Below are 24684 nucleotides of genomic sequence, written 5' to 3' on the forward strand. Positions count from 1 at the left end.
TGCGCGACCGAGGGAGCTTTCGCGGCGGTCGGGCGTGATTACGCCTGATGCGGATGCCATGGCTCGATCTCGACCTGCCCGAATGGGTCGCCAAGCTGGCGGGCGTCGCCGCCTTCGTACTGGTGGTGGCGCTGCTCCACCGCGTCCTGTTCGCGGTGCTCAAGCGCTTCGCCAGCCGGACGGCGACCAAGACCGACGATATCCTGATCGCCCGCCTCGGCAGGCCCACCTTCTGGCTGGCGATCGGCATCGCCCTTGCCGCATCGGGGCCGGGGCTCGACCTGCCGCGCTATTGGGAGACGATCTGGCAGCGGGTGCTGGGGCTGCTGACTCCCGCCGTCTTCGGCTGGATGCTGCTCGCGGTGCTGACCGCCTACCGCGACATCAGCGAGGTGCGGTTCGACATCACGGCCGCCGACAATTTGAGGGCGCGGCGGCGGCGAACGCGGATCGGCATCCTCCACCGCATCGGCGTGTTCGTGCTGATCCTGCTGACCGCGATGATGATGCTGATGAGCATCCCCTCGGTCCGCACCATCGGCGTCACCCTGGCCGCCTCGGCGGGTGTCGCCGGCCTCGCCATCGGTGCCGCGGCGCAGCCGGCGCTCAAGAACCTGATCGCCGGCATCCAGATGGCGTTCACCGAACCGATCCGCATCGACGACGTCGTCATCATCGACAGCGAATGGGGGCGGATCGAGGATATCCGGCTGACCTATGTCGTGGTGCGGCTGTGGGACGAACGGCGGCTGGTGGTGCCGGTCTCCAAGTTCCTGGAAAACAGCTTCCAGAACTGGACGCGGGAGACGAGCGCTCTGCTCGGATCGGTGTTCTGGTACCTCGATCCTGCCGCCGACGTGCCGCGGATCCGAGCCAAGCTGGAGGAGGTGGTGCGCGCCAACCCGCGGTGGGACCAACGTTTCTTCAACCTGCAGGTGACCGATTCGAAGCCCGACGGGACGATGGAGCTGCGCGGATTGATGACCGCCAAGGACGCCTCCACCGCCTTCGACCTGCGGTGCGACGTGCGCGAGGCGATCTATGCCTTCCTCCGCACCGAGATGCCGGAAGCGCTGCCCAAGACCCGGCTCATGCCGGCTCCTGCTCCATCTCCAGCGGCGCCTCCATCAGCGCATCCGTGAAGGTGCGGCGCCACCAGCCGATATCCTCGCGCATGATGACGTCCATCATCTTTTCCCAGCGCGCGATCCGCTCCTCGCGCGGCATGCGCAGCGCCAGCATGATCGCGTCGGACATCTCCTCGGCGGAATAGGGATTGATGAGCACCGCGTCGGTCAGCTGACAGGCGGCGCCGGCGAAGCGCGACAGGATGAGGACGCCCGGATCCTCCGGGTTCTGCGCCGCGACATATTCCTTGGCGACGAGGTTCATGCCGTCGCGCAAGGGGGTGACGAGGCCGATCTTGGCAGCGCGATAGATGCCCGCCAGCACGTCGCGCGGATAGCCCTGGTTGACGTAGCGGATCGGCACCCAGTCGATATCGGCATAGGCGCCGTTGATCCGGCCCGCGAGCCCTTCGAGGTTGCTGCGGATCTTCTGGTAGCTGCCGACGGTCGCGCGGCTCGGCGGCGCGATCTGGAGCAAGGTCACTTCCTTGCGCTCCTCGGGATGCTCGACGAGGAAGCGTTCGTAACCGAGGAAGCGCTCCTCCAGTCCCTTGGAATAATCGAGCCGGTCGACGCCGACGATCATGTCGCGCCCGACCGCCGCATCGCGCATCTGGCGGAAGGCGAGGCGGCCGCGCGTGCTGGTGGCGAGGCCGGCGAATTCCCGGGCATCAATGCCGATCGGGCAGGCCATCACCTTCACCCGCCGGTCGCCGAGCACCAGCTCGTCGCCCTCGCTGACCGCGCCCAGTTCGGCGACCGCATAGTCGCGGAACGACGACAGCCATTCGTCCGTGTGGAAGCCGATGACGTCATAGGCGAACAGGCCGCGCACCAGATCCTGCGCCTCGGGCAGGATCGCGAGCAGCCGGCGTGGCGGCCAGGGGATGTGGAGGAAGAAGCCGAGGCGGTTCTTCGCCCCGCGCTTGCGTAGTTCCTGGCCGAGCGGGAACAGGTGGTAATCCTGGATCCAGACCGCATCCTCCTCCTCGATCAGCGGCTGGACGGTGTCGGCGAAGCGTTCGTTGACGCGCTGGTAGCCGCCGGCAAATTCGCGTTCATATTCCGCGAGATCGACGCGATAGTGGAACAGCGGCCACAACGTACGGTTGGCGTAGCCGTTGTAATATTCCTCGATATCCTGCTCTTCGAGGTCGACGGTCGCGGTGGTGACGCCTTCGTTGCGCTGGAAGGTGATCTGGCCGGTATATTCGTCGGTCTGCTCGCCCGACCAGCCGAACCACATGCCCTTATATTCCCGCAAGGCGGAGGCGAGCGCGACGGCCAGCCCGCCCTGTGCGCCGGATTTGGAGCCCGACGGGGCGGATACGCGATTGGAAATGATGATAAGGCGGCTCAGCGGATCGAACTCCACGGTTTGGACAGCATGGCGGCACAATTTATCATGCCGACCAACGAATAGGTCTGGGGGTAATTTCCCCAAAGTTCACCGGATGTTGGATCGATATCCTCGGACAGCAAGCCAGCTGCGGTGCGCCGTGCCAGCATCTCCTCGAACAGAGCGCGCGCATCGTCCGTCCGGCCGGTGGCGTGCAGCGCCTCGATCAGCCAGAAGGTGCAGACGTTGAACGCGGTTTCGGGCAGGCCGAAATCGTCCTCGGTATCGTAACGCAGCATGAAGCTGCCGCGGCGCAGGCCGTGCTCCACCGCTTCCAGCGTACCCAGGAAGCGCGGATCGTCGGGCTGGAAGAAGCGCAGGTCGAGCAGCTGGATCAGGCTGGCATCGAGGTCGTCGCCCGAGAAGGTCGCCGACATGCGATTGGTGTCGGGCCGCCACGCCTTGTCCTCGATCACGCCGCGGATGTGGTCGGCGCGTTCCTGCCAGAAATCGCGCCGCTCCGGCATGGCGAGCACGTGCGCGGCATTGGCCAGCCGGTCGCACGCCGCCCAGCACATCGCGACCGAATAGGTGTGGACGCTCTGCCGGGTGCGCAGCTCCCACAGCCCGGCGTCGGGCTTGTCGTAATGCGTCCAGGCGCGCTCGCCGACCTGCTCCAGCCGGTGGAAATCCTCGGCCGTGTTGGGGCGCAGCAGCCGCTGGTCGAAGAAGGCGTGGACGCTGCACAGCACGATCTGGCCGTAGGCGTCGTATTGATGCTGCTCGTACGCCGCATTGCCGACGCGTACCGGACCCATGCCGCGATAGCCGGCGAGGGCGGGGGCGAAGCGTTCGGTCAGCGTCGCCTCGCCAAGCACGCCGTAGAGCGGCTGGATATGGCCGCCGCGCGCATCGTCGACGATGTTGCGCAGATAACCGAGGTAACCCTCCAGCACGTCGAGCGCGCCGAGCCGGTTGAGCGCCTGCACCGTGTAATAGGCGTCGCGGATCCAGCAATAGCGATAGTCCCAGTTGCGCTCCGACCCGGCATGTTCGGGGATCGAGGTGGTGAGCGCGGCAACGATCGCGCCGGTTTCCTCATGCTGGCAGAGTTTGAGGGTGATCGCCGAGCGGATCACCACATCCTGCCATTCCAATGGGATGGCGAGGCTGCGCGTCCATTCCTGCCATTCGGCGGTCGTCTGCGCGAGCATCGCCTCCACCGATTCGGCGAGATCGCCGGTGAAGCTTTCGTCCGGCCCGAGGAAGAAGTGCAGCGGCCTTTCGAGGCGGAAGGTGCGCTCTTCCTGCACCATGCCGATCGGCGCGGTGGTGGTGAGGCGCATCTGCATCGCGTCGAGCATGATGCGCAGATGGTTGGAGCCGCCGACCTGTTCGCGGCAGGCGCCGCCCCAGCCGCAGGTGGTGCGCAGCTGCATCGTCATGCGCGGGCTGCCCGCGATCGGACGGACGATGCGGGCGAAGGCGACCGGGCGATAGGTGCGTCCGAGGCGATTGAAGCGCGGGCAGAAATCGATCACCTCCAGCGCGTTACCGGCGGCGTCGGTATGCGTGCTGACCAGGATCGGGGTGTTGCGGATGTAATGCTGCTCGACGCTGACCGATCCTTCGATCGACACGCCCCAGAAGCCGCTCTCCGGCTCGGCACCGCCGACCAGCGCGGAGAACACCGGATCGCCGTCGACGCGCGGCGCACAGGCCCAGACGAAGCGCCCGGCGCGATCGATGAGCGCGCTCACCTGGCAATTGCCGATCGGCCAGAGGTCGACGCTGGTCTGCGGCATGGACGTCATCGGCGGAGGCTTTCGGTTGCGGCGTGGAGCCAGGACAGGGTGTCGGCGACGCCGGCGAGGCGCCAGGCGGCGGCGGTGGCACGGGGTTCGCCGATCAGCACGCCCGCGCCGCCCAGTGCGGCGGCGGCGGCCATCGCCGGTTCGTCGGTATCGTCGTCGCCGAGGAACACGGGACGGTGCCCGGCCATGGCGGGCGCCTGCATGAGCGCGGCGAGCGCCGTACCCTTGTCGGCACCGGCGACGCGGACCTCGATCATCATCTTGCCGGTCTGGAGATGCAGGCCGCTGTCGGCGGCGAGGCGGGTGGCGAGCGCGTGCGCCTCGGCCTCCGCATGCGGCGCGGCGCGGTAATGGAGCGCGGCCCCGAGCGGCTTTTCCTCGACGAGGACGCCGTGCGTTGCGGTGGCGAAGACGGTCATTCTGTCGACAATAATGTCGAGGGCGGCGGGACGTTCCGCGCAGGTCCGGCGACCGTCGGGCCAGGCGACCTCCAGCCCGTGGCTGCCGGAGATGGCGAAGGGCGGATCGCCGAACAGCGCGCGGATGCCCTCCACCGGCCGGCCGGAGATGATCGCGACGCGCCCGTCCAGCGCCTGCGACAGTTCCGCCACCAGCGCGGCGAGACGGGCGTCGACGCGGACCGCCTCCGGGCGCTCCTGCAATTCGACGAGCGTACCGTCGAAGTCGAGGAACAGGGCGGCATCGCGCAACAGGTCAGCGGGGGGCGGGGGCAGGTGGGTCACGCCGCGCCTGTCGGGGATCGGGCCGGAGGGGTCAAGCCGGGCAGGGCCGACATCCCGAGTCGGCAGCCTCGGAAGTTGGCGAAGTTTACGGCACGTGCGCGTCGAAATGGCCCTTCGCACCCGGCCGCCGGGGGTGGCGGCGCGGTGCTGGACATGGGCGGGCATCCGGGCCGTATAGCGGATGCGACGGGGTGTAGGACAGCGCCGGATCGATAGCGGGTGGCGCTCACCCTCACCCTACCGGGCCTGCGGCGCTCCCTCCCTCTCCGGTTGGGAGAGGGAGAAGACGGCCTGCCTTACCGGTAGGCGGTGATCTTGCCGGACTGACCCAGCGTATAGAGCGTGTTGTTCACGACGATCGGCGGCAGCGCATAGCTGTCCTTCGTCTCAATCGTGTTGACGACGCTGCCATCGCCCGGCGAGACGGAGACGATCTGGCCGAGCGAGTTGGTCAGCAGCAGGCGGCCGCCGGCGAGCACCGGACCGAACCAGGTGACCTGCGGCCCCTTGTTCTTCTTGGCGTTCTTGAAGCGCTGCAACTGGGCGATCCAGCGTGCCTTGCCGTTCGAACGCGCGAGGCAGACGAGGCGGGCATCGTCGGTGACGACGAACAGCCATTCGCCCGCGATCCACGGCGTCGAGATGCCGGCGAAATTCTGTTCCCACAGGCGCTGGCCGGTGGCGAGGTCGAGGCTGACCATGCGGCCGCCCTGGCCGACCGCGAAGACGCGGCCGTTGTCGATCACCGGATCGGCATCGATATCGGACAGGCTCGACACCGAGGTGGTGATCGAGGTGCGCGACAGGGCATCGCCCCACAGCACGCGCCCGTTTTCGTAGCGATAGGCGTTCAGTTCGCCGCTGGAGAAGCCGGCGACGATGGTGCCCTGGCTGGCGGCGGGTGCCGCGACGCCGAACACGCCCTGCGTTTCCAGCGTGCCGGACTGCGCCCACTGCACCTTACCGTCGTTCTGGTCGAGCGCGAACAGCTGGTTGTCCTGGCTCTCGACGTACACCGATCCGTTGGCGACGGTCGGTGCGCCGCGCAGCGGGCCGCCGGGCTTGGCGCGCCAGATCTCCTTGCCGTCCGCGGCGTTGAACGCGACCACGTCGCCGACGCCGTCGGTGGCGAACACGCGCCCGCCCTCATAGCTGGCGCCGCCGCCGAAGCGCGCCGCGCGGTTTTCGTCGCCGGTGCTGACCGAGGCGGTCCACAGGCTGGCGCCGGTGTCCGCGGCGAAGGCGTGGAGCTGCGCCTCGACATCGACGACGAACAGCTTGTTGTCGGCGACGACGGGGGCGGCGCCCAGCCGTTCGCGGGGGGAACCGCCGGTGACCGATGCCTGCCAGGCGCGCGACGGCGACTCGGCGAGCACCAGCTGGCCCATCGACTTCGCCGCATTGCCGCCCGGCTGCGTCCAGCTGTCGTTGGGGGCGGGGGCGGGTAGCGTCACCTGGATGTCGGCGATCGTCTTGTCCGCCTCGATCGCATTCTCCGACGACAGGATCGGCACGCGCTCGCCGACGGTCGGCGTCTTCTTGGGGCCGCCCTTGAAGATGCCGCAGGCGGACAGGGCCATCAGCGCGGCGAGCCCGACGGAGGTGCGGAACCGGCGGCCGCTGGTGATGGTCGTCATTGCGCGGGTGCTTCCTTGGGTTGTGCGGCGGGGCGGACGATGCGCACGTCGGCGGTGCCGCTCGCATCCGTGGCGACGCCCATCGTGCCGGCCATCTGAACGGCGCGTTGACGGATCGAATCGGGCACCGCGTCATTTTGCGCGAGCTGGCCGAACAGCTGGCCGGCAAGATCCTTGCGGCCGCTGTCGAGATAGGCGATCGCCACCAGCTCGCCCGCGCTGCCGAAATAGGCGTTGCCGGGGACGGCGAGGGCACGCAGCCGCTCGATCACCACCTGCGGCTTCAGCGCGTCATATTCGGCAACGGTCTGGCGGATCAGCGCAAGATCGCGGAACGGCTGGGCGATGCCCGTGTCGGCGGCGATGCCGGCGAACTTGGCGGCGGCGGCCTTGTCCTGCTTCTTGCTCAGCAGGATGTCCGCTTCCGTCATCAGCGCCAGCGCCTTGTAGCCGTCGCGGTCCGACGCGGCGATCGGCGCGAGCGCCTTGGCCGCGGCATCGGTCTGCCCGCTGCCGAGCGAGTCATACGCCGCCTGCAGCTGCTCGCCCTGCACCCCCGCCGCCTCGCGCTGGCGGTGCTGCCAGTAGAGGACGCCGCCGAACGCCGCGAGCGCGAGCACGATGGCCGCGATCGTCCAGCGGCCGTAGCGCTCCCAGAAGGTCATCAGCTGATCGCGGCGCAGCTCGTCATCGACTTCGCGCAGGAACGCTTCGTTGTTTTGCGGCGTAAGGGCCAAGGAGGGCTCCGAAAGAGAGACGAGGGTGAACGGCGCGCACTCTTAGCGGTGGCCGCCGCGAAACAAAAGATGGGCGCGGTTCACCCCTTCGAGGGGTAGATCTGCTCCGCCCCCGGGAAGCTGCGCGCCCTGACCTCGGCGGCATAGGTCTCGGCTGCGGCGGAAATGCGGCCGGCCATGTCCTCGTAGCGTTTCACGAAGCGCGCGGTGCGTTCGAACAGGCCGAGCATGTCCTCGGCGACCAGCACCTGCCCGTCGCAGCGGGCCGAGGCGCCGATGCCGATCGTCGGGCAGGCGACCCTTTCGGTGATGCGGATCGCGATGGGCTCCATCACGCCTTCGATGACGATCGCGAAGGCGCCCGCATCGGCGATCGCCACCGCATCGGCGAGGATCTTCGCCGCCTCCGCCTCGCTGCGCCCGCGCGCGCCATAGCCGCCGAGCACGTTCACCGCCTGCGGCGTCAGGCCGACATGGCCCATCACGGGCACGCCGCGTTCGGACAGGAAGCGCACCGTCGGCGCCATCGCCTCGCCGCCCTCCAGCTTCACCGCGGCGGCGCCGGTCTGCTTGAGCAGGAAGGCGGCGCTTTCGAACGCCTGCTGGGGAGAGGCTTCGTAGCTGCCGAACGGCATGTCGATGACGACCAGCGCATGATAGCTGCCGCGCACCACCGCCGCGCCGTGCGCCGCCATCATCTCCAGCGTCACCGGCACGGTGGAGGGCAGGCCGTAGATCACCTGGCCCAGGCTGTCGCCGACCAGCAGCATGTCGCAATGCGGATCGAGCAGCTGCGCGGTCCGCACCGTATAGGCGGTCAGCATCACCAGCGGCCCGCCCTTGTCCGGATCGCCGCCCTTGCGCCGCCGGATCGCGGGGATGGTCAGGCGCTTGGCCGGCGCCGGCGTCGGGTTGGCGCGGCTGGTCGCGGTGTCGATCGTGTAGGTGGTGGACATGGCGGGCGATGTACCGCGTGGGCGGCGCGCGATCCAGAGGCCAGCCTCATCCGCCGCCCCGGGGGCATCAGGAGAAAGCGGCGCTCCAGTTCGCGGGCTTGAAGCCGACCAGCAGCGTGTCGCCCGCTTCCACCACCGGGCGCTTTATCATCGACGGCTGCGCGATCATCAGCGCCATCGCTTTCTCCGCGTCCAGCCCCGTCTTGTCGGCATCGGGCAGCTTGCGGAACGTCGTGCCGGCGCGGTTGAGCAGCACCTCCCAGCCGAGGCGGTCGACCCACCCCGCCAGCCGCGCCGCGTCGACGCCGGCAGTCTTGTAATTGTGGAAGGTGTAGGCGACCCCGGCGGCATCCAGCCACGCGCGCGCCTTCTTCACCGTGTCGCAGTTCGGGATGCCGTAGATCGTGATCGTCACTTTTCGCCGCCTCGTGATAAACGAACCGCGTCGTAGAGCATGATGACGCTACTTAGAACCGCTCGTGCTGAGCCTGTCGAACGATCCGAGCCGGGCAAACCACGCTAACCCCCGCGGATCGCCTCGGACGTCGGCACGTTGCATGGGTGGTATCCCCCTTCCGACACGGCTAGCACCCCGCCCATGACCGATGCGTTTCTTTCGATCCACCGCCACCAGATGGTCCGTGTCGCCGCGGCGACGCCGCGGGCGAGTGTGGGGGATGTCGCCGCCAACGTCGGGGCGGCCGTGGCGATGGCGCGCGATGCGGATGCGCGTGGGGTCGACCTCGTGGTGTTTCCCGAACTCAACCTCACCTCCTATGCAATCGACGACCTGCACCTTCAGTCCGCGCAACAGCGGGCGAGCGAGGCGGCGGTGCTGGCGGTGGCGGAGCAGACCGCGGGGCTCGCGCCGCTGCTGCTGGTCGGCGCGGCGCTGGTGCGGCAGGGGCGGCTCTACAATTGCGCGGTGGCGCTGCATCGCGGCCGCATCCTGGGCGTGGTGCCCAAGAGCTTCCTGCCCAATTATCGCGAATATTACGAAAAGCGCTGGTTCGCCTCCGGCCTCGGCCTTGCCGGGCTGACGATGCGGCTGGGCGATGCGGAGGTGCCGTTCGGCACCGATCTGCTGTTCGCCGCCACCGACGTGCCGGGCTTCGTAGTCCATGTCGAGATCTGCGAGGATTATTGGGCGCCGACCCCGCCATCGACCATCGGCGCGCTGGCCGGGGCGACGATCTGCTGCAATCTCAGCGCCTCCAACATCATCATCGGCAAGGGGCGCGAGCGCATGCTGCTCGCCGAGGCGCAGTCGGCGCGCACCTCCTGCGCCTATGTCTATTCCGCCGCCGGACCGGGGGAGAGCACCACCGACCTTGCCTGGGACGGGCAGGGGATGGTCTACGAACTGGGCGACCTGCTGATCGAATCGCGGCGCTTCGTGCAGGAGCCCGAGCTGGCGGTGGCGGACGTCGACCTCGAACGGATCGTCGCCGAGCGGCTGCGCAACGGCACGTTCAACGATTCGGCGATGGCGGCGGGGCATCCCGAGACGCGCTTCCGCCGCATCGGCTTCGACCACCAGCCGCCGCTCGCCGACTCCGGTCTTGCCCGCAAGGTTCGCCGCTTCCCCTTCGTGCCCGACGATCCGGCGCGGCGCGACGAGGATTGCTACGAGGCGTTCAACATCCAGGTGGAGGCACTGGCCAAGCGGCTTGCCGCGACCGGCTCCAAAACGCTGGTGATCGGCGTGTCGGGCGGCCTCGATTCGACGCATGCGCTGATCGTCGCGGCCAAGGCGATGGACCGGCTGGGGCGGCCGCGCGCCGATATCCTCGGCTTCACCATACCCGGCTTCGCCACCGGCGATACGACCAAGGGCAATGCCTGGGCGCTGATGCGGGCGCTGGGGTGCACCGCGGACGAGATCGATATCCGGCCCGCGGCGCGGCAGATGCTCACCGACATGGACCATCCCTTCGCGCGCGGCGAATCGGTGTATGACGTGACGTTCGAGAACGTGCAGGCGGGCCTGCGCACCGATTACCTGTTCCGCCTCGCCAACCAGCGCGGCGGCATCGTGCTCGGCACCGGCGACCTCAGCGAGCTGGCGCTCGGCTGGTGCACCTATGGCGTCGGCGACCAGATGAGCCATTATGCGGTCAACGCCGGCGTGCCGAAGACGTTGATCCAGTTCCTGATCCGCTGGTGCATCCGGACCGGGCAATATGACGAGGCGACCAACGCGGTCCTCTCGACCATCCTGTCGCAGGAGATTTCGCCCGAGCTGGTGCCCGCCGATGCCGATACCGGTGCGATGCAGAGTACCGAATCGATGATCGGCCCCTATGCGCTCAACGATTTCTTCGCGCATTACGTCGTCCGCTACGGGCTGGCGCCGTCGAAGATCGCCTTCCTCGCCTGGCACGCGTGGCGCGATGCGGGGCAGGGCGAATGGCCGGAGGACTTCCCCGCCGATGCGCGGGTCGCCTACGACCTGCCGACGATCCGGCATTGGCTGGAGCGGTTCGTCGTCCGCTTCTTCCAATTGAGCCAGTTCAAACGGTCGGCGATTCCCAACGGTCCCAAGGTGTCGGGCGGCGGCGCGCTGAGCCCGCGCGGCGACTGGCGGGCGCCGTCCGACGGGACGGCGGCGGTGTGGCTCGACGAATTGCGGCGAAACGTGCCGTCGAACCTTTAGTCGATTGTTGCGTTTGCGCCTCTAGAGGCGCATTATGAACGCCTGATGACACCGCCGCCCCGGGATGGCTCGCGCGATCGCCGGATCGAGGACCCATCGAATCTTTACCTGATCCATCCCGCGTCGCACGCCTTGCTGCCCTTTGCGCTGCGGCAGGGCGTGTCGGCCAATGCGGTATCGGTGATGGGGCTCGGCTGCGGGACCGCGGGGGCCTTCGCCTATGCGAACTGGCACCACCCCGCGCTGGCGCTGCTCGGCCTCGTCCTGTCGGTGGCCTGGCTGGTCGCGGACGGCCTCGACGGCATGATCGCGCGGGCGACGGGCACGGCGAGCGCGCTCGGGCGGGCGCTCGACGGATTGTGCGATCATGGCGTCTTCGCGCTGATCTACGTCGCGCTCGCCTGGAGCGTCGGGACGGCGGAGGGCTGGCTGCTCGCCATCGCCGCCGGTGGCTGCCACGCGGTGCAATCCAGCCTCTACGAAGGCGAGCGCGCCCGCTTCCATCGCCGCACCCGCGGCATCGCGCTCGCCAGCGTGCCGGTGCCGACGGGCATGGCGCTGGTCCGCTTCTATGACAGCATCGCCGGATCGGTCGACCGCATCACCATGCCGTTCGAGCGGCGCTTCGGTGCGGCCGAGGCGCAGGGCGGTGATCGCGCGGCCTTCGCGCGTGCCTATGCCGCCGCGGCGGTGCCGGTGATGCGGCTCGAAAGCCTGCTGACCGCCAACGTGCGGGTCTGGGCCATCGCCATCGCCTGCCTTGCGGGCAATCCGCGGCTGTTCTGGTGGTTCGAGATCGTGCCGCTCACCGCGGTCACCGCCCTCGGCCTCCTTCTCCACCGGCGCGTCGAGCGCCGTTTCGTTCACGGCGCAGCGCCGCAGTCCATTCTTCTTTCAAGCGAACAGGGTCATTCATGAAGAGCATCAACATCGCCATCGTCGGCATCGGCAACTGCGCGAGCTCGCTCGTCCAGGGGCTGGAGCATTATCGCGAAGGGACCAACGATGTGGTCGGCCTGATGCACTGGGAAGTCGGCGGCTATAAGCCCTCCGACATCAAGGTCGTCGCCGCCTGGGACGTGGATGCGCGCAAGGTCGGCAAGGATGTCGCCGAAGCGATCTTCGCCAAGCCCAATTGCACCGCGGTGTTCGCCGCCACCATCCCGTCGACCGGCACGGTGGTGAAGATGGGCGCGGTGCTGGACGGCGTCGCCGACCATATGAGCGAATACAAGGACGACCGCACCTTCGTGGTCGCCAACGACACCCAGCCGACCAAGGAAGAGGTCGTCGCCGAACTGAAGCGTTCGGGCACCGACGTGCTGATGAACTACCTGCCGGTCGGCAGCCAGGAGGCGACCGAATTCTACGCCGAATGCGCGCTGGAAGCCGGCGTCGCCTTCGTCAACAACATCCCGGTCTTCATCGCCTCCAACCCCGAATGGGCGAAGCGCTTCGAGGATGCGGGCGTTGCGATCATCGGCGACGACATCAAGGCGCAGCTAGGCGCGACGATCGTGCACCGCGTGCTGACCGACCTGTTCGCCAAGCGCGGCGTGAAGCTCGATCGCACCTACCAGCTCAACACCGGCGGCAACACCGACTTCCTCAACATGTCCAACCACCGCCGCCTCGCCAGCAAGAAGGTGTCGAAGACGGAAGCCGTGCAGTCGGTCGCGGCCGAGCGGCTGGAGGACGAGAACGTCCACATCGGCCCGTCGGACTATGTGCCGTGGCAGAACGACAACAAGGTCTGCTTCCTGCGCATGGAAGGCCAGCTGTTCGGCGGCGTGCCGATGAACCTGGAACTGCGCCTGTCGGTCGAGGATTCGCCGAACAGCGCCGGTGTCGCGATCGACATGATCCGCTGCGCCGCCATCGCCAAGGACCGCGGCATCGCCGGCGTCATCGATCCTGCATCCGCCTATTTCTGCAAGCATCCGCGCACCCAGATGACCGACGACCTCGCCCAGATCGCGGTCGAGGACTTCATCAAGGCCGCCTGATGCTTACCACGGGCCTGCTGCTCGCCGCCGGACAGGGCAGCCGGCTCCGTACGGTGACGCCGTACAAGCCGCTCTGCCCGGTCGGCGGGCGGGCGCTGATCGACCATGCCCTCGACGGCATGGCGGCGGCGGGCCTGACCCGTGCGATCGTGTCGCTCGGCTATGGTGCAGAGGCGATCGCCGCGCATCTCGCCGCGCGGGCGTGGCCGCTCGAGGTGCTGACGGTGATGACCGACTGGCACCAGCCCAACGGCGTCAGCGCGCTGGCGGCGCGCGCGCTGGTGGGCGAGGGGGGCGCGGTGCTGGCGATGTGCGATCACCTCGTCCGCCCGCGCCACTATCGCCGGCTCGCCGAGGCGGGCGCAGGCGAGGGGCTGCGGCTCGGCATCGACCGGCGGCTGGGGCACGCCTGGGTCGATCCGCTCGACGTCACCTGCGTCGCGACCCAAGGCGATGCGATCGTCGGGATCGGCAAGGGGCTGGATCCGCACGATTGCTACGACACCGGCGTGTTCGCCGTGGGCCAAGCCTTCTTCGCCGCGCTGGCGGCGCTCGACAGCCCGTCGCTGACCGAGGGCGTGCGCATCCTCGCCGCCAAGGGCCATGCCAAGGTGGTCGATTGCAGCGACCTCGACTGGCTGGACGTCGACGATGCGCCGGCGTTCGCCCATGCCGAAGGCTGGATGACCCGGCTGGCGGCGTGACCCCGTCATTCCTCCCCCGCCAGGGGGAGGTGGCAGCGCACAGCGCTGACGGAGGGGGAGGTAAGCGACGCACGACCATATCAGGGGACGCCGCTTACCTCCCCCTCCACCACTCGGCTGGCGCCGAGCGGTCCCCCTCCCCCTGGTGGGGGAGGAATACAGGCCGGTTCCCTTATCCCGTTGTGTCTTATAGAGCGGAATGGCGTCGGGTCGATCCGTACTCGCCGTTTGCCCTGAGCCTGTTGAAGGCCCTGAGTCTCACCTGTGCTTCGACAGGCTCAGCACAAACGGTTCTAAGTCACGCCATTACGTTCTAAGGCCGCATCATGTCCCGTCTTCCTACCGTCGCGATCGTCGGCCGCCCCAATGTCGGCAAGTCGACGCTGTTCAACCGCCTGGTCGGCAAGAAGCTCGCGCTGGTGGACGATCGCCCCGGCGTGACACGCGACCGGCGGGAGGGCGATGCGACGCTGATCGGCCTCGATTTCCGCGTCATCGATACCGCGGGCTACGAGGATCACGACGCGCAGACGCTGCCCGGCCGCATGCGCCTGCAGACTGAGGCGGCGATCGGCCAGGCCGATGTCGCCTTGTTCCTGGTCGATGCGCGGGCCGGTATCGTGCCGCTCGACGAGGAAATCGCCCGCTGGCTGCGCCAGTCGCGCACGCCGGTGGTGCTCGCCGCCAACAAGGCGGAAGGCCGGGCGGGCGAGCAGGGCGTGCTGGAAGCGCTGGCGCTGGGGTTCGGCGATCCGGTGCAGCTGTCCGCCGAACATGGCGAGGGTCTGGGCGACCTATTTGAGGGGCTGCTGCCGCATCTGGAGGCGGCAGCCGCGGCGATGCCGGAGGAGGAGGACGACGAGCGCCCCGATGCGCCGCTGAAGCTCGCCATCGTCGGCCGCCCGAATGCGGGCAAGTCGACGCTCATCAACAAGATGCTGGGCGAAGACCGGATGATTACCGGCCCCGAGGCCGGCATCACCCGCGATTCGATCGCGGTCGACTGGACCTGGTACGATCGTCTCGGCGCGCCGCGTCCCGTCCGCCTGATCGACACGGCCGGCATGCGCAAGCGCGCCAAGGTGCAGGACAAGCTGGAAAAGCTGTCGGTGGCCGACGCCCTCCACGCGGTCGACTTCGCCGAGGTGGTGGTGCTGCTGCTCGACGCGACGCTGGGGCTGGAGGCGCAGGACCTGCGCATCGCCGACCGCGTGCTGGAAGAGGGCAGGGCGCTCGTCATCGCACTCAACAAATGGGATGTCGCCGAAAACGCCTCATCCTTGTTCAACGGCGTCAAGCGGGCGCTGGAGGATGGCCTCAGCCAGGTGAAGGGCGTGACGGTGATGACCGTCTCCGCCGCCACCGGCAAGGGCATCGACCAGCTGATCGATGCCTGTTTCGACACGCGCGAGGCGTGGTCGAAGCGGGTCGGGACGGGCGAGCTCAATCGCTGGTTCGAACGCGCGATCGAGGCCAATCCACCGCCCGCACCCGGCGGCAAGCGGATCAAGATGCGTTACGTCACCCAGGTGAAGACACGCCCGCCGAGCTTCGTGATCTTCGGCACGCGCGTCGATCAATTGCCGGCGAGCTACGAACGCTATCTGGTCAATTCGATGCGCAAGGAACTGGATTTCGGCGCGGTGCCGGTGCGCCTCACCTTGCGCGCGCCGAAAAACCCCTTCGACACCAAAGAATAGGGCAGCCACGGCAACGTCGTGTTTACCGCTTCGGCCTAAGCGTGGATCCCGAACCTGAGCGGGGTGGGTCCCGCGGCCGAGGGAGAAGGCAGTGTCGTTCGAAGGCAGCACGTTGGTGGATTGGGCGGCGTTTGCGCAGGCGCGCGGCGAGCTCGGCGCCGGATTCGTGCGCATCCTCGGCTATTTCCGCGAGGACGGGGTGAAGTCGGTCGCGGCGATCGAGCAGGCGATGCGGTCGCACAGCTCCGCCGCGATGGTCATCCCTGCGCACACGCTGAAGGGCGAGGCGCGGCAGTTCGGTGCCGAACCGCTCGCCGCCGTCGCCGAGACGATCGAGGAGATCGCACGCGGCTGCGTCGAGCGTCAGGACACGTGCGAAGAGGCGCTGGAGCATGTCGTGCGCCTGCGCCCGCTGTTCTTCGAAACGCTGGCGCTGCTGGAGCGCGAGGCCAATCCGCTGGTGTCGCGCCGTCCGCTGGGCAATGGCGGTTTCGGTCGCCGGACGACGGGGGTCTGACGCGCCGGCGCGACGTGGTGACCATACCCGGTCAGGCCGCGGTGCCGGTTTCCAGATAGCGGTTGAGCCAGGCGCCGATGCCTGCATTGTCGCTGGCCTCATCGAGCGATCGGATCGCACCGGCGCGCAGGTCGTCGCCGATATCCGGGGCGCTATGTGCCGCGATCAGCGCACAGGCGTAGGCCGCATCGAACTCCGGATGGAATTGCAGCGTCAATGCCGCGCCATCGGCATAGGCCAGAGCGGCGCAGGGGGTGAACGCGCTTTCCGCCAGCACCGTGGCTCCGGCGGGGGCGACCACCACCTGATCCTGGTGCGACGCCATCGCGCTCACCCGGTCGGGCAGGCCGACGACCGGATGCGCGAGATCATAATGGTGCAGGCCGAGTCCCCAGCCTTGCGGTGCCTTCACCACCGTTCTGCCAAAGGCATGCGCGATGATCTGATGGCCGAAGCAGATGCCGATCAGCCGCGCCCGGCCGCGCGCCCCCCGCAGGAAATCCGCGAGCCGCGCCGTCCACGCCAGCCCGTCGTTCACCCCGGCGGCGGAGCCGGTGACGACATAGCTATCGCACGCGTCAGGCCGCTCCGGCAGCACGCCGGCACGCACGTCGTAGCGGGTGTAGCGATGCTGCGCGCCGAGCAGCCGGGCGACCATCGCGCCATAGCTGCCATGCAGGGCGGCCAGATCGCCGGGAGGCGCGCCGGTTTCGAGGATGCCGATATGCATGGTCGGGATCAGCCTTGCGCGGAAGGAACCGCGGGGGAGAATCCGGATACGCCGATGGACTCGATCCCCCGCACCCGACGCGCCGGTGCCGGTTTCACCGGCGGCTCCGCTCCGTATATCTCGTTGACGGCGCGTCTTTGGGTGACGACCCCCTACGCGGGACGGCGGCCAAAAAAAAGGCCGGTCAAAGACCGGCCGGAAAGTTTTTAGGAGAGGATGCCTGAAAGGCACAGTCGTTGTGCACCGCAGCACGATTCTCCGCAACTGCAAAAAGCGCAATCAGCGTTTTGTTCCAAGCAATCGTCTGATTCGACAGGCGTTTTCGCGGCTGTTGCGCCGAAGGCGAGGAGCGCATAGCGCGGAGGCATGATGCGTCCTTTCCTCGTTCCCCTCGCGGCCGCAGCATGGCTCGCGATCGCCCCCGCCGCCCAGGCGCGCGAACCCGCGATCGTCCGCGTGCGACTCGACACCGCCTACGGCCCGATCGTGCTGGCGCTGGAGGCGAAGCGCGCGCCGCAGACGGTCGCGAACTTCATGGGCTATGTCGACGACAAGCGGTTCGACGGCATGACCTTCTACCGCGCCGCCCGCAATCGCAGCGCGCCGGATCGCGGCTTCGTGCAGGGCGGGATCCGTACCGATGCGCGCCGCATCCTGCCGCCGTTCCCGCTCGAAACCACGACGATGACCGGGATCAAGCACCTCGACGGCACGATCTCGATGGCGCGGCGGGCGGAGGCGGGATCGGCCGGCGGCAATTTCTTCATCACCCTGGGGGCGATCCCCAGCATGGACGCCAAGGGGAGCTATCCCGGCTATGCCGCCTTCGGCCATGTCGTGTCGGGGATGCCGGTGCTGCGGCGCATCCTGGCGCAGCCGACCGGCGGCGGCATGGGCGGGCAATTGCTGATGCAGCCGGTCAAGCTGATCGCCGCCCGCCGCCTCAACGGCACGCCGCGCCCGACCGGCCTCGTCAAACCCTGGCTGGTGAAGACCAAGCCGGCGGCGCCGCGGAACGCCCCTGCAACCAAATGAAGTGCCCTGCGGTTATCCCCGATCATCGCAAGGAGGATCACCGATGAAGACCGGACTTCTCGCCGCGCTGGCAGTCGTCGCCATGGCATCGCCCGTGACGATGGCTCCCGCCATGGCCCAGCGTGGCGACTATCGTTGGCAGGGCGACAACGATCGCAACTGGGAACCGTCGGATCACTATCGCGACGGCCGCTACCGCGAGCGCCGGCTGGGACGTAACGACCGTATCTACCGCGGCCGTGACGGTCGGGCCTATTGCAAGCGCAACGACGGCACCACCGGCCTGGTGGTCGGCGCGGTCGGTGGCGGCGTGCTCGGCAATCTCGTCGGCGGCGGCACGCTCGGCACGCTGCTCGGCGCGGGCGGTGGTGCGTTGCTCGGCCGGTCGGTCGATCGCGGCAAGGTGAAGTGCCGGTAAGGCCGGCCCGGTCCTCCCCCGCCAGGGGGAGGTGGCAGCGAAGCTGACGGAGGGGGGGCAGCGGTGAGCGTCGTGCTCGCGGGACCGCCCCCTCCACCACTCGGCTGCGCCGAGCGGTCCCCCTCCCCCGCTGAAGCGAGGGAGGAGTGGGGTGTGCCTCACCCCTTCAGATAAGGCGCGGCGCCGGACTTGGGCGAATCATGCTCGCTGATCGAATTCAGCTGCACGTAATTGTGGATGCCCATCCGCTCGATCATCTCGAACTGGCGCTCCAGCGTGTCGACATGCTCTTCCTCGCTGGCAAGGATGCGCGCGAACAGGTCGCGGCTGATATAGTCCTTCACCTCTTCGCAATAGGCGATCGCGCCCTTCAGCTGCTCGACCGCTTCCAGCTCCATCGCGAGGTCCGACCGCAGCACCTCTTCCACCGTCTCGCCGATGCGCAGGCGGCCGAGCAGCTGGAAATTGGGCAGGCCATCGAGGAACAGGATGCGCTCCGACAGCCAGTCGGCGTGCTTCATCTCGTCGATCGATTCCATCCGCTCGTACTGGGCGAGCTTGTAGACGCCCCAATGGTCGAGCATCCGGTAGTGGAGCCAATATTGGTTGATCGCGGTCAGCTCGTTCTTGAGCGCCTCGTTCAGAAACTCGATGACCCGCGGGTCGCCCTTCATCGCCATGGCTCCAACACCTTATATCGTCGTACCGTCCGATATTAGGCGCCGGGTCGGCCCTGCGGCAACCCGGAAAATGGCGGAAATCTGCGGTTTTTCGTGGCTGCGAACGTTATGCAGCAGCGCGCTCGGTATCGATAATGGCTCGCGCTACCACCGTGCACTGGCCGCATTTCGGCGCACAGCCGAGCGACCTATACGCCTGGCACGCGGTCATGCAGCCGCTGCGCGCCGCGGCGCGGACCTCGGATTCGCGGATGGCATTGCAGACGCAGACGACCATGAACGCTCCTTCGCTTCGCCCCGGGGAATAGGGCTAATGCGAAACGGTCGCAAGTGCCTGTGCGAGTGATTCGCAGTCGCTGATACTCGGTTCGTCGCATTCCAAGTCCTCCCCCGCCAGGGGGAGGTGGCAGCGCAGCTGACGGAGGGGCAGGTAAGCGGCATCCTCGATTACGCGGGCGTGCCGCTTACCTCACCCTCCACCACTCGCCTGCGGCGAGCGGTCCCCCTCCCCCTGGCGGGGGAGGAATTAGAGAGCGACCCCCATCAGCTTGGGGAAGAAGCCCTCGTGTGCGGCGCGCAGTGCGTCGAGCGTCACCACGTCGTCGCGATCGGGACGTTCGAAGATCAGGCGCTTGCCGCCGGTGCGGCCCAGCGGCTCGGCCTCGACGCCGGCGGCATGTGCGGCGCCGAGGAAGTCGAGCAGCGCATGGTCCTCGACCGTCACGACATAGACGCCCTGGTCCTCGGCGAAGAAGGATCGGGCGCAGCCGAAGGGCTGCTTGCGGTCGATCATCGCGCCGATATTGCCGGCGAGTGCCATTTCGGCGAGCGTCACGGCGATGCCGCCGTCCGACACGTCGTGGACGGCCGCCAGCTGCCCGGTGGCGATCGCGGTGCGGATCAGGTCGCCGGCCTTGCGCTCGGCGGCGAGGTCGACGGGCGGGGGCGGGCCTTCCTCGCGGCCGTGGCATTCGCGCAGGTAGAGCGACTGGCCGAGGTGACCGCCGCGGCTGCCGACGACGAGGATCACGTCGCCCGTGCCCTTGAAGGCGATCGTCGCGTTCTTGGTCCAGTCCTTCAGCAGGCCGACGCCGCCGATCGCCGGGGTCGGCAGGATCGCGGAGCCGCCGCCGGTCGCCTTGGATTCGTTGTAGAGCGACACGTTGCCGCTGACGATCGGGAAGTCCAATGCGCGGCACGCCTCGCCCATGCCCTCCAGGCAGCCGACGATCTGGCCCATGATCTCGGGCCGCTGCGGATTGGCGAAGTTGAGGCAGTTGGTGATGGCGAGCGGCGTCGCGCCCACCGCGGTCAGGTTGCGCCATGCTTCGGCGACGGCCTGCTTGCCGCCCTCGACCGGGTCGGCGAAGCAATAGCGCGGCGTGCAGTCGGTGGTGATCGCCAGCGCCTTGGTCGTCCCGTGGACGCGTACGACCGCGCTGTCGCCGCCCGGCGCCTGCACCGTGTCGGCGCCGACCATGTGGTCGTATTGCTCCCAGATCCAGCGGCGGCTGGCGATATCGGGCGAGCCCATCAGCGTCAGCAGGTCGGCGGCGATGTCGCGGCTTTCCGGCGCATTCTCCAGCGGCGCAGGCTTGGGCGTCGGCACATGCGGCCGGTCGTACAGCGGCGCTTCGTCGGCGAGGGGCCCAAGCGGAATGTCGCACACCGTCTCGCCCTGCCACGTGAGCACCATCCGCCCGGTATCGGTGACGCGGCCGATGACGGCGAAATCCAGTTCCCACTTGCGGAAGATCGCCTCCGCCTCGGCCTCGCGGCCGGGCTTCAGCACCATCAGCATGCGCTCCTGCGATTCCGACAGCATCATCTCGTACGGGGTCATGCCCGTCTCGCGCTGCGGCACGTCGTCCATGACCAGCTCGATGCCGACGCCGCCCTTGGACGCCATCTCGACCGACGATGAGGTGAGACCGGCGGCGCCCATGTCCTGGATCGCGACGATGACGTCGGTCGCCATCAGTTCGAGGCACGCCTCGATCAGCAGCTTTTCGGTGAAGGGGTCGCCGACCTGCACCGTCGGGCGCTTGGCGTCGGCATCCTCGCCGAAGTCCGCGCTCGCCATGGTCGCGCCATGGATGCCGTCGCGGCCGGTCTTGCTGCCGACATAGACGATCGGATTGCCGATGCCCGACGCGGCCGAATAGAAGATCTTGTCCGTGTCCGCGATGCCGACGGTCATCGCGTTGACCAGGATGTTGCCGTCGTATGCAGGGTGGAAGTTCACCTCGCCGCCGACCGTGGGCACGCCGACGCAATTGCCGTAGCCGCCGATGCCGTGGACGACGCCGCTGATGAGGTGGCGCATCTTCGGGTGATCGGGCCGGCCGAAGCGCAGCGCGTTCATGTTGGCCACCGGCCGCGCGCCCATCGTGAACACGTCGCGCAGGATGCCGCCGACGCCCGTCGCCGCACCCTGATAGGGTTCGATGTAGCTGGGGTGGTTGTGCGATTCCATCTTGAAGATCGCCGCCTGACCGTCGCCGATATCGATGACGCCCGCATTCTCGCCGGGGCCGCAGATCACCTGCGGGCCTTCGGTCGGCAGCTTCTTCAGATGGATGCGGCTCGACTTGTACGAGCAATGCTCGGACCACATCACCGAAAAGATGCCGAGTTCGACGAGGTTCGGCTCGCGGCCGAGCGCGTGGAGGACGCGGTCATATTCCTCGGGGGACAGGCCGTGGTCGGCGACGATCTGGGCGGTGATCTCGGTCATGCGCGGCGCCTTAGCGGGGCGGGGCCGCTTCGTCACCTCCCGTGGCGGGTGGGGGGAGGCATGATCACATCCGTTCGTCACCCCGGACGTGTTCCGGGGTCCACTTGGCCACTCGGGTGAAGCAAGAGGCTCTAGCTATTCCCCTCGCCGCGGAGTGGACCCCGGAACACGTCCGGGGTGACGGTGGGTTGGCTGCATACGTATGCCTAGCCTCGGACGGTTGACCTCACGGCGGCCACCCGCGCAGAGCCCGGGTAATAATACCGGGAGAGACCTGACATGCGCGCCACGATGTTGCTGGCCTTGACTGCCCTTGCGACCGCGATCGTGCCGGCGGCGGCATACGCGCAGCCGGCGCCTGCCGTGACCGCGCGGCCCGACGGCGCCGAGGTGCGGCAGGGCGCGGCGACCGTCCGCGTCGTGGCGCTGACCGATTCGATCCTGCGCGTGCGGGTGGCGCGCGACGGGGCGATGCCGGAAGACGCCAGCTGGGCGGTCGATGCCGCGACGCGGGCGGCCCATGTCGCGGTCGCCCCCGCCGCGGACGGCTTCGCAACCAGGGCGTTGCGCGTCCGCTTCGCCGCCGACGGACGGATGACGGTGGAGGATCTCGCCGGCCAGGTCATTTCCGCCGATGCGGCGCCGGTGCGCTTCGACGGCACGGCCTTCACGCTCGCCAAGTCGATGCCGCAGGCGGAGCATTATTTCGGCCTGGGCGACAAGACCGGCGGCCTCGACCGTCGCGGCAAGAGCTTCGTCGACTGGAACACCGACGCCTTCGGCTTCGGCAGCGGCGACGATCCCATCTACAAATCGATCCCCTTCTTCCTCGGCGTCGGCGGCGCGGGGGGCAGCTACGGCATCTTCCTCGACAACACGTGGCGGACGTGGTTCGATTTCGGCCATCGCGATGCGACGACGCTGAGCTTCGGCGGGCCGGACGGGCCGATCGACTACTACTTGATCGCCGGACCGACGACGGCGGAGGTGGTGCGCCGCTACACCGACCTCACCGGCAAGGCGCCGCTCGTGCCGCAATGGGCATTGGGCTACCAGCAGTCGCGCTACAGCTACATGACCGCCGACGAACTGCGCACCGTCGCGGCGCGGCTGCGGCAGGAGCGGGTGCCGACCGACGTGCTGTGGCTGGATATCGACTGGCAGGACCGCAACCGGCCGTTCACCGTCGATACCAAGGCGTTTCCGGACATGAAGGGCCTGCTCGGCGCGTTGAAGCGCGACGGGTTCAAGGTGGTGACGATCACCGACCTGCACGTCGCCCGCGCGCCCGACCAGGGCTATCGCCCGTATGACGAGGGCGCGAAGCGCGACGCCTTCGTCCATCGCGCCGATGGTTCGGTGTATGTCGGGCCGGTATGGCCCGGCCCGTCGGTGTTCCCCGACTTCACCGAAACGAAGGTGCGCGACTGGTACGGCACCCTGTTCGACGATCAGGTGAAGATGGGCGTCGCCGGCGCGTGGAATGACATGAATGAGCCGGCGATCTTCGAGACGCCGACCAAGACGATGCCGGACGATGTCGTCCACCGCATCGCCAGCGACGGTTTCGCGCCCCGCACCGCCAGCCATGCCGAGATCCACAACGTCTACGGCATGCAGAACACGCGCGCGACCTACTACGGTTTGCGCCGCCTCGTCCCCGACGAGCGCGCCTTCGTGATGACGCGGGCGAGCTATGCCGGCGGCCAGCGCTATGCGGTGACCTGGACGGGCGACAATCTGGCGACCTGGGATCATCTGAAGCTGTCGGTGCAGCAGATCATCAACCTCGGCCTGTCGGGCTTTTCCTATGGCGCGGCCGACGTCGGCGGCTTCGCCGGCGGGCCGAGCCCGGACCTGCTCACCCGCTGGTTCCAGATCGGCGCCTTCTACCCCGTGTTCCGCGATCACAGCGCCAAGGGCACGCCGCGCGCCGAGCCCTGGGTCGACGGGCCGGAGCATCTCGCCATCCGCCGCCGCTTCGTCGAGGAACGCTACCGGCTGATGCCCTATCTCTATACGCTGGCCGACCGCAACGCGCGCACCGGCGATCCCATCCTGCGGCCGGTGTTCTACGATTATCCGGCTGCGCTGCGCATGGGGTGCGACCAGTCGTGGACGTTCACGCTCGGCGGTGCGCTGCTGGTGGCGCCGCCGCCCAACCCGGAACAGCCGCGCGCCTATGACGTGTGCCTGCCGGCGGGCGGCTGGTACGATTACTGGACCGGCAGCCGCGCCGGTGTGCCGCAGCGGCAGGATGGCCCCGGCCAGATCCAGTCGGCGACGCAGGCGACGGGCCAGGCGACGGTGCTCGGCGACCGGGTGACCGAGACGCCGCGGCTCGACCGTCTGCCTGTGTTCGTCCGCGCCGGCACCATCCTGCCTCGCCAGCCGCTGGTGCAGCATAGTGCGCAGGTGCCGGATGGACCGTTGCAGCTCGACGTCTATCCCGGCGACGATTGCCATGGCGACCTCTACGCCGACGACGGCCATTCGATGGCCTACACCAGGGGCGACTATCTGCGGCAGGCGATGACCTGCACGGTGACCCCCGCGGGGATCACGCTGCGCTTCGCAGCCCGTACCGGCCGCTATCGCCCGTGGTGGAAGCAGATGCGGGTCGTGGTCCACGGCTGGAGCGGGGAGGGGCAGGTGACCGCGGCGCGCCGGCCGGTGACGGCGCAGGCCGATGCCGCGGCGGCGACGCTCGCCTTTACGCTACCCGACCAGCGCCGGGCGGGTGACGTGACGATCGCACGGCGATAGGGGGGGGACACCCTCTCGTTTCGGACGACCCATGGCCAACATCCCCTTCGACATTCCCCACAGCCTCGGCCGCGACGAGGCGCGGCGGCGGATCGAGGCGGGGCTGCCGAAGCTCGCGCAGCACATCCCCGGCGGCGGTACGGTGGATGCGCACTGGACCGGCGACGACGCGCTGACGCTGGCGATCGTCGCCGTGGGGCAGAAGGTGGCGGTCGACATGACCGTCGGCGAGCGCGACGTGGCCGGCACGGTCAAGGTGCCGATGATGCTGGCGATGATGAGCGGCCCGATCGCCGACTTCGTGAAGACCAGCGCGGAAAAGATGCTGGCGAAGGGATAGTCGCGTCTGCCCGTCACCCCGGATGTGTTCCGGGGTGACGGC

General features: G+C 68.3%; 22 protein-coding genes. 11 read left to right on the top strand and 11 right to left on the bottom strand.

The genetic code is table 11. The features are described 5' to 3' along the window. Nucleotides 1–47 precede the first annotated feature (47 nt). A complete protein-coding gene (locus tag AC4GY7_RS06460; RefSeq protein ID WP_491112597.1) occupies nucleotides 48–1142 on the top strand; it encodes a mechanosensitive ion channel family protein in 1095 nt (364 codons plus the stop codon). Here AC4GY7_RS06460 and AC4GY7_RS06465 read toward each other — a convergent pair. The 7 genes from AC4GY7_RS06465 to AC4GY7_RS06495 form a co-directional block, all read right to left on the bottom strand. Next, the gene (locus AC4GY7_RS06465; RefSeq protein WP_443584920.1) at nucleotides 1090–2487 is read right to left on the bottom strand and encodes an alpha,alpha-trehalose-phosphate synthase (UDP-forming); all 1398 of its coding nucleotides are present in this window, start codon (nucleotides 2485–2487) and stop codon (nucleotides 1090–1092) included. The two genes, AC4GY7_RS06460 and AC4GY7_RS06465, sit on opposite strands and share 53 nt — an antisense overlap. Continuing rightward, nucleotides 2484–4280 carry a glycoside hydrolase family 15 protein gene (locus AC4GY7_RS06470; RefSeq protein ID WP_491112598.1) on the bottom strand — a complete coding sequence of 599 codons (1797 nt, stop codon included), beginning with the start codon at nucleotides 4278–4280 and terminating at the stop codon, nucleotides 2484–2486. Before AC4GY7_RS06470 ends, AC4GY7_RS06465 begins: the two co-directional genes overlap by 4 nt. Continuing rightward, complete coding sequence (otsB, locus tag AC4GY7_RS06475; protein ID WP_491112599.1) at nucleotides 4277–5023, bottom strand: trehalose-phosphatase; 747 nt, start codon at nucleotides 5021–5023, stop codon at nucleotides 4277–4279. Before otsB ends, AC4GY7_RS06470 begins: the two co-directional genes overlap by 4 nt. Nucleotides 5024–5319: 296 nt before the next feature. Further along, nucleotides 5320–6660 carry an outer membrane protein assembly factor BamB family protein gene (locus AC4GY7_RS06480; RefSeq protein ID WP_491112600.1) on the bottom strand — a complete coding sequence of 447 codons (1341 nt, stop codon included), beginning with the start codon at nucleotides 6658–6660 and terminating at the stop codon, nucleotides 5320–5322. Beyond that, nucleotides 6657–7397 carry a tetratricopeptide repeat protein gene (locus AC4GY7_RS06485; RefSeq protein ID WP_491112601.1) on the bottom strand — a complete coding sequence of 247 codons (741 nt, stop codon included), beginning with the start codon at nucleotides 7395–7397 and terminating at the stop codon, nucleotides 6657–6659. Before AC4GY7_RS06485 ends, AC4GY7_RS06480 begins: the two co-directional genes overlap by 4 nt. 80 nt (nucleotides 7398–7477) lie before the next feature. Further along, on the bottom strand, nucleotides 7478–8353 hold the full coding sequence (panB, locus tag AC4GY7_RS06490; protein ID WP_491112602.1) for a 3-methyl-2-oxobutanoate hydroxymethyltransferase: 876 nt from the start codon (nucleotides 8351–8353) through the stop codon (nucleotides 7478–7480). Nucleotides 8354–8420: 67 nt separating this feature from the next. Continuing rightward, nucleotides 8421–8768: an ArsC family reductase gene (locus tag AC4GY7_RS06495; RefSeq protein ID WP_491112603.1), complete on the bottom strand. Its 348-nt coding sequence runs from the start codon at nucleotides 8766–8768 to the stop codon at nucleotides 8421–8423. 183 nt (nucleotides 8769–8951) lie between these two features. Here AC4GY7_RS06495 and AC4GY7_RS06500 point away from each other — a divergent pair, with 183 nt between their 5' ends. The 6 genes from AC4GY7_RS06500 to AC4GY7_RS06525 all read left to right on the top strand — a co-directional run bounded on the left by AC4GY7_RS06500 (nucleotide 8952) and on the right by AC4GY7_RS06525 (nucleotide 15936). Beyond that, nucleotides 8952–11009: an NAD(+) synthase gene (locus AC4GY7_RS06500; protein ID WP_491112604.1), complete on the top strand. Its 2058-nt coding sequence runs from the start codon at nucleotides 8952–8954 to the stop codon at nucleotides 11007–11009. Between the two features lie 45 nt (nucleotides 11010–11054). Continuing rightward, nucleotides 11055–11927: a CDP-alcohol phosphatidyltransferase family protein gene (locus tag AC4GY7_RS06505; RefSeq protein WP_491112605.1), complete on the top strand. Its 873-nt coding sequence runs from the start codon at nucleotides 11055–11057 to the stop codon at nucleotides 11925–11927. Further along, nucleotides 11924–13015, top strand: a complete 1092-nt coding sequence (locus tag AC4GY7_RS06510; protein ID WP_443584741.1) for an inositol-3-phosphate synthase — start codon at nucleotides 11924–11926, stop codon at nucleotides 13013–13015. The genes AC4GY7_RS06505 and AC4GY7_RS06510 overlap by 4 nt, the downstream gene beginning before the upstream one ends. Continuing rightward, nucleotides 13015–13719, top strand: a complete 705-nt coding sequence (locus tag AC4GY7_RS06515; RefSeq protein WP_491112607.1) for an NTP transferase domain-containing protein — start codon at nucleotides 13015–13017, stop codon at nucleotides 13717–13719. The genes AC4GY7_RS06510 and AC4GY7_RS06515 overlap by 1 nt, the downstream gene beginning before the upstream one ends. A gap of 326 nt (nucleotides 13720–14045) precedes the next feature. Then, nucleotides 14046–15419: a ribosome biogenesis GTPase Der gene (der, locus tag AC4GY7_RS06520; RefSeq protein ID WP_491112608.1), complete on the top strand. Its 1374-nt coding sequence runs from the start codon at nucleotides 14046–14048 to the stop codon at nucleotides 15417–15419. Between the two features lie 91 nt (nucleotides 15420–15510). Next, a complete protein-coding gene (locus AC4GY7_RS06525) occupies nucleotides 15511–15936 on the top strand; it encodes an Hpt domain-containing protein (protein WP_491112610.1) in 426 nt (141 codons plus the stop codon). Between the two features lie 31 nt (nucleotides 15937–15967). Here AC4GY7_RS06525 and AC4GY7_RS06530 read toward each other — a convergent pair whose 3' ends face one another. Further along, nucleotides 15968–16666 (bottom strand): type 1 glutamine amidotransferase, encoded by a 699-nt coding sequence (locus AC4GY7_RS06530; RefSeq protein ID WP_491112611.1) that lies wholly within the window; start codon nucleotides 16664–16666, stop codon nucleotides 15968–15970. A 369-nt stretch (nucleotides 16667–17035) separates the two neighbouring features. On the opposite strand from AC4GY7_RS06530, the gene AC4GY7_RS06535 reads away from it, so the two are divergent. Together AC4GY7_RS06535 and AC4GY7_RS06540 are read left to right on the top strand one after the other, a co-directional pair. Next, complete coding sequence (locus tag AC4GY7_RS06535) at nucleotides 17036–17701, top strand: peptidylprolyl isomerase (RefSeq protein ID WP_491112816.1); 666 nt, start codon at nucleotides 17036–17038, stop codon at nucleotides 17699–17701. Nucleotides 17702–17744: 43 nt separating this feature from the next. Beyond that, a complete protein-coding gene (locus tag AC4GY7_RS06540; protein WP_443584746.1) occupies nucleotides 17745–18119 on the top strand; it encodes a glycine zipper 2TM domain-containing protein in 375 nt (124 codons plus the stop codon). Nucleotides 18120–18277: 158 nt separating this feature from the next. Here the strand turns inward: AC4GY7_RS06540 and bfr are convergent, their stop codons facing one another. From bfr to purL, 3 genes are all read right to left on the bottom strand, one after another. After that, nucleotides 18278–18793 carry a bacterioferritin gene (bfr, locus tag AC4GY7_RS06545; RefSeq protein WP_491112817.1) on the bottom strand — a complete coding sequence of 172 codons (516 nt, stop codon included), beginning with the start codon at nucleotides 18791–18793 and terminating at the stop codon, nucleotides 18278–18280. Nucleotides 18794–18905: 112 nt separating this feature from the next. Further along, nucleotides 18906–19076, bottom strand: a complete 171-nt coding sequence (locus AC4GY7_RS06550; protein WP_443584747.1) for a (2Fe-2S)-binding protein — start codon at nucleotides 19074–19076, stop codon at nucleotides 18906–18908. 249 nt (nucleotides 19077–19325) lie between these two features. Continuing rightward, nucleotides 19326–21536: a phosphoribosylformylglycinamidine synthase subunit PurL gene (purL, locus tag AC4GY7_RS06555; RefSeq protein ID WP_491112614.1), complete on the bottom strand. Its 2211-nt coding sequence runs from the start codon at nucleotides 21534–21536 to the stop codon at nucleotides 19326–19328. A gap of 279 nt (nucleotides 21537–21815) precedes the next feature. Here purL and AC4GY7_RS06560 point away from each other — a divergent pair, with 279 nt between their 5' ends. Then, nucleotides 21816–24302, top strand: a complete 2487-nt coding sequence (locus AC4GY7_RS06560; protein ID WP_491112616.1) for a glycoside hydrolase family 31 protein — start codon at nucleotides 21816–21818, stop codon at nucleotides 24300–24302. Between the two features lie 31 nt (nucleotides 24303–24333). Further along, complete coding sequence (locus tag AC4GY7_RS06565) at nucleotides 24334–24642, top strand: polyhydroxyalkanoic acid system family protein (protein ID WP_491112617.1); 309 nt, start codon at nucleotides 24334–24336, stop codon at nucleotides 24640–24642. The last annotated feature ends 42 nt before the right edge of the window (nucleotides 24643–24684 follow it).

This window comes from Sphingomonas sp. SP5, assembly GCF_058313455.1.

What these genes read in the sequence shown, in the direction of transcription:
- AC4GY7_RS06460 (WP_491112597.1), top strand. Translation starts at nt 48, where the DNA reads ATGCGGATGCCATGGCTCGATCTCGACCTGCCCGAATGGGTCGCCAAG.
- AC4GY7_RS06470 (WP_491112598.1), bottom strand. Translation starts at nt 4,280, where the DNA reads ATGACGTCCATGCCGCAGACCAGCGTCGACCTCTGGCCGATCGGCAAT.
- AC4GY7_RS06480 (WP_491112600.1), bottom strand. Translation starts at nt 6,660, where the DNA reads ATGACGACCATCACCAGCGGCCGCCGGTTCCGCACCTCCGTCGGGCTC.
- panB (WP_491112602.1), bottom strand. Translation starts at nt 8,353, where the DNA reads ATGTCCACCACCTACACGATCGACACCGCGACCAGCCGCGCCAACCCG.
- AC4GY7_RS06500 (WP_491112604.1), top strand. Translation starts at nt 8,952, where the DNA reads ATGACCGATGCGTTTCTTTCGATCCACCGCCACCAGATGGTCCGTGTC.
- AC4GY7_RS06505 (WP_491112605.1), top strand. Translation starts at nt 11,055, where the DNA reads ATGACACCGCCGCCCCGGGATGGCTCGCGCGATCGCCGGATCGAGGAC.
- AC4GY7_RS06510 (WP_443584741.1), top strand. Translation starts at nt 11,924, where the DNA reads ATGAAGAGCATCAACATCGCCATCGTCGGCATCGGCAACTGCGCGAGC.
- AC4GY7_RS06515 (WP_491112607.1), top strand. Translation starts at nt 13,015, where the DNA reads ATGCTTACCACGGGCCTGCTGCTCGCCGCCGGACAGGGCAGCCGGCTC.
- der (WP_491112608.1), top strand. Translation starts at nt 14,046, where the DNA reads ATGTCCCGTCTTCCTACCGTCGCGATCGTCGGCCGCCCCAATGTCGGC.
- AC4GY7_RS06530 (WP_491112611.1), bottom strand. Translation starts at nt 16,666, where the DNA reads ATGCATATCGGCATCCTCGAAACCGGCGCGCCTCCCGGCGATCTGGCC.
- AC4GY7_RS06535 (WP_491112816.1), top strand. Translation starts at nt 17,036, where the DNA reads ATGCGTCCTTTCCTCGTTCCCCTCGCGGCCGCAGCATGGCTCGCGATC.
- AC4GY7_RS06540 (WP_443584746.1), top strand. Translation starts at nt 17,745, where the DNA reads ATGAAGACCGGACTTCTCGCCGCGCTGGCAGTCGTCGCCATGGCATCG.
- bfr (WP_491112817.1), bottom strand. Translation starts at nt 18,793, where the DNA reads ATGAAGGGCGACCCGCGGGTCATCGAGTTTCTGAACGAGGCGCTCAAG.
- AC4GY7_RS06550 (WP_443584747.1), bottom strand. Translation starts at nt 19,076, where the DNA reads ATGGTCGTCTGCGTCTGCAATGCCATCCGCGAATCCGAGGTCCGCGCC.
- purL (WP_491112614.1), bottom strand. Translation starts at nt 21,536, where the DNA reads ATGACCGAGATCACCGCCCAGATCGTCGCCGACCACGGCCTGTCCCCC.
- AC4GY7_RS06560 (WP_491112616.1), top strand. Translation starts at nt 21,816, where the DNA reads ATGCGCGCCACGATGTTGCTGGCCTTGACTGCCCTTGCGACCGCGATC.
- AC4GY7_RS06565 (WP_491112617.1), top strand. Translation starts at nt 24,334, where the DNA reads ATGGCCAACATCCCCTTCGACATTCCCCACAGCCTCGGCCGCGACGAG.